Origin of the sequence: Pseudomonas sp. AM4(2022), from assembly GCF_036346515.1 — a bacterium.
Taxonomy (GTDB): domain Bacteria; phylum Pseudomonadota; class Gammaproteobacteria; order Pseudomonadales; family Pseudomonadaceae; genus Aquipseudomonas; species Aquipseudomonas paracarnis.
In genome coordinates, this window is the sequence record NZ_JAOTNW010000061.1 from 1 (window position 1) to 1,125 (window position 1,125).

Consider the following 1,125-nt stretch of genomic DNA (forward strand, 5'->3'; position numbering starts at 1 on the left):
GGGTTGTAGCTGAATTCCCTGCAACCGCCGCTTGGCTGGATCAGTTTCAGCAAGCGACCTGCGGCGTCCCACTGATACTGGATTAGTGCGCCATGCTCATCCTCACGGGCAACCTGTCGTCCCAGATCGTCATAGCGATAACGCTTGATCCCACCATTGGGCAATTGCTCCTCAAGCAACTGCCCCCGCTCGTTCCACACCAATCGATGACAACTGCTGTCGGGATACCAAACTTCAGTCAGTTGCCCCTGTTTGTTGTAGCTGTAGTCAGTCACCTCACCATCGGGATCGGTCCTGCGCGTAACATAGCCTTGCTCATTACGCTCATATTTCCAGACCGCCTCCCCACGCCGAACAACTCGTACAAAACCGTTGTCATGCTCGTAGGACGTTGGCTCATCCTCCCCCGGAAACAGCGCCACCAAGCGTCCGGCGTCGTCATACTGATAGGCCGTCACCGCGCCCATCGGGTCTTGCTCGACGGTCAGCCGCCCCTGGTCGTCGTAGGATTTAAAGTGCGTGGCGCCGTCCGGATCGATGCGCTGCACCAATCGCGCCCGTTGGTCATGGACATACACTTCCTGGCTGCCATCGGCGTTATGCACGGTGACGTGGCCGTCATCGCCCCAGGCATAACGCGTGTCCATCTGGGAAAAACTTGCCCAATGCCGGACGCAACGCGCCGCCTTGCCAGACCGTTCCCACGCCCAGAAGAAACTCGCCCCACCGGCCAACTGCCGCTCAAGAATGACGTGCTGATCGTCGTAGCGATAACGCTCGCTTTCCCCGACGGCATTGGTCGCGCAGACCAGTCGTCCGTGTTCGTCGTAGGCGTAGGAAACAACGTTCTGCTCGGTCTCCCACACGTAGGGCTCACGCCCTTTGGCGCGATGCACTTGGTAGTCCACCGCGACGATGCGACCCAACTCATAACGCAACAGCAACGAACGACCCGCACCGTTATCCAGCCGCTCAATCCGCCCAGAACGATCCCGGCAAAGGCGCAGCCGGTTGTCATACGCATCGCTGATGGTTGTCAGCACACCGTCGCGAAAGTGATAGAACCGCGACGCCTGGGCCAGCACCAACTCATCAGGAGCCGAACCCAAGTAGATCGCCGCTTCA

At 59.3% G+C, this 1,125-nt stretch carries 1 pseudogene; it reads right to left on the minus strand.

Going from position 1 to position 1,125, the window contains the following annotated elements:
* A pseudogene (locus tag ODQ19_RS27950) lies at window positions 1–1,125 on the minus strand (type IV secretion protein Rhs); the annotation flags it as partial.